The organism is Frankia sp. R82 (genome assembly GCF_023716925.1).
Taxonomy (GTDB): Bacteria; Actinomycetota; Actinomycetes; order Frankiales; family Frankiaceae; genus Frankia.
Genome location: NZ_JAMQQG010000233.1, coordinates 1 through 7,591, shown reverse-complemented (window position 1 = coordinate 7,591; position 7,591 = coordinate 1). Strand labels below are relative to the sequence as shown.

The window sequence follows — 7,591 nt, the reverse complement described above, 5'->3', positions numbered from 1 at the left end:
ACGCCCGCCTCACCCGCGGTGCGGCGGGCGAGGCCGGTGCGCAGGCCGGTGCCAGCGTTGCTGCCGGGGCCGTTGCGCTGGCGGAACTCGTTGCGGCGGCCGAGGCGGTGGAGCTGCCGGCGGCCATCGACGGCTTCTTCGACGGGCTCATGGTGATGGACCCCGACCCGGCCGTGCGCGCGGCCCGCCTGGGGCTGCTCGCCCGGATCCGTGACCTCACCGCGGGCACGCTGGACTGGGAAGCGCTGGGTTCGCCCGGCGCCGCCGCCTAGACGCGACCGGATCCGCGGGCCGGCCGGGGCGGGGGGCGGACCATGGCTCCGTGCCGTGATCCGTCTGGGCCGGTCGGGACCACCTGAGACTGGCCCGTTCCGGCCGGTTCTGGCCCGTTTTGGCGGGTGGCGGCCGGCGGGCTCGTCTGGGCGGGGACGGGAGGGGCTAACGTCCTGCGAGTGGGTCTGTCCGTTCCTGGCCGTGTCGTCCGACCATTTCATGCTTTTCGTCCGTTCAGCGCGGACTGGTATCGCGTCCGCTGGTGGCGGTGGGCGATCCGGGTGGCGGTGACGCTGACCGTAGGGATGATCACCCTGGGCGTCGTCACGGTCGTGCAGGTGTGGTGGGTGGGCCACGAGGATCACCATCCTCGCTCGGACGCGCTGGTCGTGCTTGGGGCGTCCCAGTACGACGGGCGGCCGTCCGCGGTGTTCGCCACCCGCCTCGACCATGCCGCAGAGCTGTTCCGCGCGGGCGTCGCCCCGGTGGTGATCACGATCGGCGGCAAGCAGCCGGGTGACCGGTTCACCGAGGCCGAGGCCGGCGCCGCCTATCTGCGTCGCCGTGGCGTCCCGGCCGAGAAGGTGATCGTCATTCCCGAGGGATCGGACACACTCGGGTCGCTCACGGCGGTCGCCGGGGTCATGAACGCCCGGCACCTGCGCTCCACGGTCATCGTCACCGATCCCTGGCACAGCCTGCGCTCCCGCACCATGGCCCGGGATCTGGGCCTGGACGCGCACACCTCGCCGGTCACCACGGGGCCGTCTGTTCACGGCATCGACACCAGGATCCGCTACATCGTGCGCGAGGGAATTGGTTACCGTTGGTACCAGGTGTTCCACCGCGCCTCGCCACCGGAGGCCACGACCAGCGCGGTGTGATCGTGATCCCGGCCGTGGCCCGTGCTGCCGACGGCAGCACGCGACGCCAACAGCGGTCGGCAGGGTTGGCTGGTAGCGGCGATGACCGTTTGTCGATGTGACCTACCAACAGCTCGCGCGGCCCCCGTCGGTGGTCACCCGCGCTGGTACGGTTCGGATCGCCGGGCGAAAGGGTAGTGCGACAAACGGTAGTGGCGCAACGCGGCGATGCGGGCCAGACCGCGACGCGGGCCGGGCGGCGTGTGTGACACCTGAGGATCACCGTAGAGGATCACAATAAGGAGACTGGTGTGGCAACTCCCGTAACCGAAGGCGCGGTCGGTACGGCCGATCTGAAGACGGTCCGGGAACTCGCACAGCAGCTGCGGGTCGACTCGGTGCGCTCGAGCACCTCGGCCGGCTCCGGCCACCCCACCTCGTCGATGTCCGCGGCGGACGTGCTGGCCGTACTGGTCGCCCGGCACCTGCGCTACGACTGGGACAACCCCGAGGATCCGGCCAACGACCACCTCATCTTCTCGAAGGGGCATGCGTCCCCGCTGCTGTACTCGGTCTACAAGGCCGTCGGCGTGGTCAGCGACCACGAGCTGATGAACGGCTACCGCCGTTTCGGCGAGCGGCTGCAGGGCCACCCCACCCCGATCCTGCCCTGGGTCGACGTGGCCACCGGCTCGCTGGGCCAGGGCCTGCCCGACGCGGTCGGCGTCGCGATCGCCGGCAAGTACCTCGACAAGTCCCCCTACCGGGTCTGGGTGCTGTGCGGCGACAGCGAGATGGCCGAGGGCTCGATCTGGGAGGCGCTGGACAAGGCCGCGTACTACCAGTTGTCGAACCTGGTCGCGATCGTCGACGTCAACCGGCTCGGCCAGCGCGGTCCGACCGAGATCGGCTGGGACCTCGACCGCTATGCCAGGCGGGTGGAGGCGTTCGGCGCTCGGGCCGTCGTCATTGACGGTCACGACGTCGACGCGATCGACGCGGCCCTGGCCGACGCCGAGGACGCGAGCCGGCCCACCGTGATCCTGGCTCGGACCCGCAAGGGCGAGGGCTTCTCCGAGGTCGCCGACAAGGAGAACTGGCACGGCAAGCCGCTGCCCGCCGACATGGCGGCGCGGGCGATCGTCGAGCTTGGTGGCGAGCGTGACCTGCGGGTGCGTGGCCCGGTGCCAGGTCCGGAGGTGCCCCGCCCGGCGGCCGTGCAGCGCCCGGGGATCACCCTGCCGACCTTCGAGCTCGGCGCCAAGGTCGCCAGCCGCAAGGCCTACGGTCAGGCGCTCGCGGCCATCGGCGCCCGTACCGACGTGGTCGCTCTCGACGCCGAGGTCAGCAACTCCACCCACGCCGAGGACTTCGGCAAGGTCCACCCCGAGCGCTTCTTCGAGATGTTCATCGCCGAGCAGCAGCTCGTCGCGACGGCGGTCGGCCTGTCGGTACGCGGGTACGTGCCGTTCGCGTCGACGTTCGCGGCCTTCTTCTCCCGCGCCTACGACTTCATCCGGATGGCGGCGATCTCCCAGGCCGACATCCGGCTGGCCGGCAGCCACGCAGGCGTCGAGATCGGCGCCGACGGGCCGTCGCAGATGGCGCTCGAGGACCTGGCGATGCTGCGGGCCGTGCACGGCTCGACGGTGCTCTACCCGAGCGACGCCACGTCCACGGCGAAGCTGGTCGAGGTGATGGCCGACCTGTCCGGCATCAGCTATCTGCGTACGACGCGCGGGGCCTACCCGGTGCTCTACGGTCCGGACGAGCCGTTCGCGCCCGGCGGCTCCAAGGTGCTGCGCCGTACGGAGGCCGACACCGTCACGCTCGTCGGTGCCGGTGTGACCCTGCACGAGTCGCTCGCCGCCGCTGACACCCTCGCCGCGGAGGGCATCAGCGCCCGGGTGATCGACCTGTACTCGGTCAAGCCGGTCGACGCCGCGACCCTGCTCGAGGCCGCTCGGGCCACCGGTGGGCGCATCGTGATCACCGAGGACCACTACCCCGAAGGTGGTCTGGCCGGCGCCGTGCTCGCCGCCCTGGACGACAGCGGCGTCCCGCTGTCGGTGCGCCACCTCGCGGTGCGCTCGCTGCCTGGCTCCGGCACGCCCACCGAGCTGCTGGACGCCGCCGGCATCTCCGCGCCGCACATCGTCGATGCGGCCCGCGACCTGCTGCGCTGAGTCGAGTCTCGCCGAAACGGCGACAGCACCGGTACGAAACGGGGCCGGGGGGATCGATCCCCCCGGCCCCGTTCGTTCTGCGGATGTGCTGCCACCGTCCGGCGTCACTGCCGGCTCAGTTGTTGCTGCCGGCTCAGTCGTTGCTGCTGGCTCAGTTGTTGCTGCCGGCTCAGTCGTCGCCGGCTGGCGACGGGGCTCCACCGAAGGTCATGTCGACCAGAGTGAGATAGAGCCGGTCCGGGCGCGGCAGGAACTTGATGTTCGACAGCGCCTGGTCCTGCCCGGCGGACTCGACCACGAACTCGCCGTAGCCGAGCAGTCGCCCCATCGGGTCCCGGTTGTAGGTCAGGTCAGTGATTTTGGACAGGGGCATCGTCTGAACCTTGCGGAAGAAGATCCCGGACACCTTGAGCAGGCGCTTGTCCGTGATCATCAGGTGGTCGAACTGCCAGTCGGCAACCTTCCAGAGCAACCGCAGGATCATGAAGAGCGCGAAGTACCACAGCACCGTGGTGATGAAGCCCGCGTCGACGTCCTGCGCGGCGAACAGGATGTTCGCCACCAGCGCGAGCAGCACCGCTCCCGCCGTCTGCAGGAAGACGGGAAGCAGGATCGCCCAGTGCTGGCGCACCATCATGACCAGGCGTTCCTGCGAGGCCAGGTACTTGGTGTCGCGCTGGGCGGGGTCGGGCAACTGGAGTCTCACCACGATCACAGTCTCCCAGAGATCGGGGCTGCCTGGACACCGATCCCACTCCAGGCCCGTCCGGCGAGGTTCGACCTCCGGACAGCCAGGCGGGGGACCCCCGGTATGGCCGAGGGAGCCGGGGTCACAACGCGGTGTCGCTCACGAACGCAGAGACTCCGTTGGCCCACGACTGCAGCCAACCGAACACGCGGTCGATGATGCTGGCGGCACTGTTCGGTGCAGTCACCACGAAGAAGATGAGAAACGCGATCGCGGCGTACTTGACGAGCTTGTCCACGGCGGGCCTCCGGGCCGATTTGGTGAGGGGTGCGCACAAAGTATCGTCGTTGCGATCGACCGGGGTCCGCGAATCGCACCGATACCCTCAAGCTCGTGGTCGCTGAGTGGTATGACGGGTTGGACACAGTACGTCGGGTCGCGGAACGCCCGAAGGCTACACCGCAGCCGCGCAGCCCCTTCGCCCGGGATCGTGCCCGGGTGCTGCACTCCAGCGCGTTGCGCCGTCTGGCTGGGAAAACGCAGGTCGTAGGCCCACTGGACGACGACTTCCCGCGGACCAGACTGACGCACTCGCTGGAGACGGCCCAGGTGGGTCGGGAGCTCGCCGAGCAGCTCGGCGCGGATCCTGACCTGGTCGACACGGCCTGTCTGGCGCATGACCTGGGTCACCCCCCTTTTGGGCACAACGGTGAGCAGGCGCTGGACATCGCCGCCGCGGCGTGCGGGGGCTTCGAGGGCAACGCTCAGAGCCTGCGCGAGCTGACCAGACTGGAAACCAAGATCGTCGACGTCGACGGGTCCAGCGTGGGGCTCAACCTCACCCGGGCGACCCTGGACGCGGCGACGAAGTACCCCTGGGCGCGCGGTGCGGGTCCGGACCCGCGGGCGCCGAAGTACGGCGCCTACCGGGACGACCTGGCCGTGCTGCACTGGATCCGGGCGGGCGCGCCGCCGAGCCGGCGGTCCATGGAGGCGCAGATCATGGACTGGGCGGACGACGTCGCCTACTCCGTGCACGACCTCGAGGACGGCGTCGTCGCCGGGCACATCGAGCTGGCCGCGCTGGACGCCCCCGACCACCGGAGCGAACTCGCCGACGCGACCGCGCGGCGCTTCCCGGAGGCCTCGGCGGCGGCGGTCGCGGCGGCGCTGGACACGTTGCGGGTGCAGCCGTGGTGGCCTCGCTCGGAGATCACCTCGGTCCGTGGGCAGGCGGCGCTGCGGGCGATGACGAGCGAGCTCATCGGCCGCTTCTCCGGCGCGGCCGTGCGCGCGACACGGGCCCGCCACCCCGAGGGGCCCCTGGTGCGCCACCGCGCGGACCTGGTCGTGGACGCGATGACCATCGCCGAGTGCGTCGCGCTCAAGGGCGTCACCGCCTGGTACGTGATGGAGCGGCCCGGGGCGCGGGCCCGCCAGGCCCGCCAGCGGGAGCTCGTCGGCGAACTCGTGGAGCTGCTGCACGCGGGCGCGCCCCGCACGCTCGATCCGGCGCTGCGTCTCGCGTTCGAGGCCGCGGCGGACGACGCCGGACGGCTACGGGTGATCGTCGACCAGGTGGCCCGGCTGACCGACGCGAGCGCGGTGCGCCGCCATGCGGCGCTGCGTGGCCGGCCCGAACGCCAGGTCCTGTGAATTCGGGCTGGCTGGCCGGGCAACGCCTAGTGGGCGCTGCGCGTCCTGTCAAGCATGTGCTGTGAGCCGCGTCCGGACAGCAGTGGACGACCGGCGATGACCGCTGCGCGATGATTGGATGTCAGTTGTGTCAGACGTGGTGATCAGGTGTGATGCGCGTGCTGCGCATGCCGTACCCCGGGTGGGGGAGGTGTCCGCGGTGCACGTGGGCCGGCCTCGGCCGCCGGTCACGCAGCCGGCCCGGTTGGCTGCTCTGCAGGTGGGGGACGTCATCCACAACATTCCCGTGGCATGATCGGTACTGTCGTGCCTACGACACGTACCATCGCACCGGTAGGACCGATGTGCGGGGCGTCGCGCGGCCGGCCGCCGGGTTCGGTTGTGGGCCCGCGATCCGGGTTCGGAAGATCGGTTCACCGGGTACGACGGAACACAGGTCTGCTGGCTGGTCTGCCCCGGGCGGGGTCCCCCGCTCGGCAGGGACGAGGGGAGGCGCGGATGGCTGGACGCATCCGGGACGCCGACGTAGCCCTCGTCCGGGAGCGCTCGCCGATTGCGGACGTCGTCTCCGAGTACGTCCAGCTGCGCCCCGCGGGCCGCAACGAGCTGACCGGGCTGTGCCCGTTCCACGAGGAGAAGTCGCCCTCCTTCTACGTCAACGTCGCCACCGGGTTGTTCCACTGCTTCGGCTGCCAGCAGGGCGGCGACGTGTACTCGTTCGTCCGCGAGATCGACGGACTGAGCTTTCGGGAGGCGGCGGAGCGACTGGCCCGGCGCGCCGGTGTCACGCTGAGCTACGAGGGTGGCGGTGTCACCGACCGCACCGTCACCAGCCAGCGCCAGCGGCTGCTGGAGGCCCACCGGGTGGCCGCCGAGTTCTACGCCGAGCAGCTGGGCGCGCATCCCGCTGCCCGCGCCGGCCAGGAGTTCCTGACCGCCCGCGGGTTCGACGCGCAGGCCGCACACCGCTTCGGGGTCGGCTATGCCCCCACCGGGTGGGACACGCTGACCCGCCATCTGCTGGCTCGCCGGTTCACCGGGGAGGAACTGGTGCTCGGGGGGCTGTCGAAACCCGGCTCTCGCGGCGGCCTGATCGACCGGTTCCACCACCGCCTGATGTGGCCGATCCGAGATCTTGCCGGAGACGTCGTCGGCTTCGGCGGGCGTCTGCTGGAGGGCGGCAGCACAGCGACCTCGGGCACAGCGAGCTCGGGCACGGGTAACGCCGGCCCGAAGTACCTCAATACGCCCGAGACGCCGCTGTTTCGCAAGGCGAGCCTGCTGTACGGCGCGGAGCTGGCCCGGCGCGACATCGCGCGGCGCTATCAGGTTGTGGTGGTGGAAGGCTACACCGATGTCATGGCCTGTCATATGGCCGGGGTCACCACCGCGGTGGCGACCTGTGGCACAGCGTTCGGCGCGGAGCACGTCGGTGTTGTTCGGCGGCTGCTGATGGACTCCGACGAGCGCCGCGGTGAGGTCGTCTTCACCTTCGACGGGGACGCCGCCGGTCAGAAAGCGGCGATGCGGGCCTTCGAACACGAGGAGCGCTTCGCCACGCAGACGTTCGTCGCCGTCGAGCCGAACGGGCTCGATCCGTGCGAGCTGTGGATGCGCGGGGGCGACGCGGCTGTGCGCGAGCTCGTCGCCCGGCGGGTGCCGCTGGTGGAGTTCGCCCTGCGCGGCGTGATCGGCCGCTACGACCTCGACTCCACCGAGGGCCGCCTTGCCGCACTCGATGCCGCCGCCCCGCTGATCGGGCGGATCAAGGATGCCGGCCTGCGGCATCGCTACGCGGTCAACCTCGACCGTTGGCTCGGTTTCCTCGACGAGCGTTTCGTCGCCGCCCGGGTCGCCGAGCACCGTAACCGGGCCGTCGTCGGCGCGGGAGCCGGTGCCCCGGTCCGGGCCGGATCGGCCGCGGC

General features: G+C 70.9%; 7 protein-coding genes. 5 read left to right on the top strand and 2 right to left on the bottom strand.

The window, feature by feature from the left end; all coding sequences use genetic code 11:
* The 3 genes from ND747_RS19140 to ND747_RS19130 all read left to right on the top strand — a co-directional run.
* Positions 1 to 272: hypothetical protein (locus tag ND747_RS19140; RefSeq protein ID WP_251735132.1), on the top strand; the 272-nt coding region annotated here is incomplete at its 5' end.
* 288 nt (positions 273 to 560) lie between these two features.
* Positions 561 to 1,157, top strand: a complete 597-nt coding sequence (locus ND747_RS19135) for a YdcF family protein (RefSeq protein ID WP_251735130.1) — start codon at positions 561 to 563, stop codon at positions 1,155 to 1,157.
* A 290-nt stretch (positions 1,158 to 1,447) separates the two neighbouring features.
* Entirely contained in the window at positions 1,448 to 3,322 is a 1,875-nt protein-coding gene (locus ND747_RS19130) for a transketolase (protein WP_251735129.1), read from the top strand.
* A 169-nt stretch (positions 3,323 to 3,491) separates the two neighbouring features.
* Here ND747_RS19130 and ND747_RS19125 read toward each other — a convergent pair whose 3' ends face one another.
* Both ND747_RS19125 and ND747_RS19120 read right to left on the bottom strand, forming a co-directional pair.
* Positions 3,492 to 4,031, bottom strand: a complete 540-nt coding sequence (locus tag ND747_RS19125) for a PH domain-containing protein (protein WP_251735127.1) — start codon at positions 4,029 to 4,031, stop codon at positions 3,492 to 3,494.
* A gap of 121 nt (positions 4,032 to 4,152) precedes the next feature.
* Entirely contained in the window at positions 4,153 to 4,308 is a 156-nt protein-coding gene (locus ND747_RS19120) for a hypothetical protein (RefSeq protein WP_251735126.1), read from the bottom strand.
* A 95-nt stretch (positions 4,309 to 4,403) separates the two neighbouring features.
* Here ND747_RS19120 and ND747_RS19115 point away from each other — a divergent pair, with 95 nt between their 5' ends.
* Together ND747_RS19115 and dnaG are read left to right on the top strand one after the other, a co-directional pair.
* Positions 4,404 to 5,666, top strand: a complete 1,263-nt coding sequence (locus tag ND747_RS19115) for a deoxyguanosinetriphosphate triphosphohydrolase (protein ID WP_251735124.1) — start codon at positions 4,404 to 4,406, stop codon at positions 5,664 to 5,666.
* A gap of 498 nt (positions 5,667 to 6,164) precedes the next feature.
* A partial coding sequence (dnaG, locus tag ND747_RS19110) for a DNA primase (protein ID WP_251735122.1) occupies positions 6,165 to 7,591 on the top strand: 1,427 nt, incomplete at its 3' end.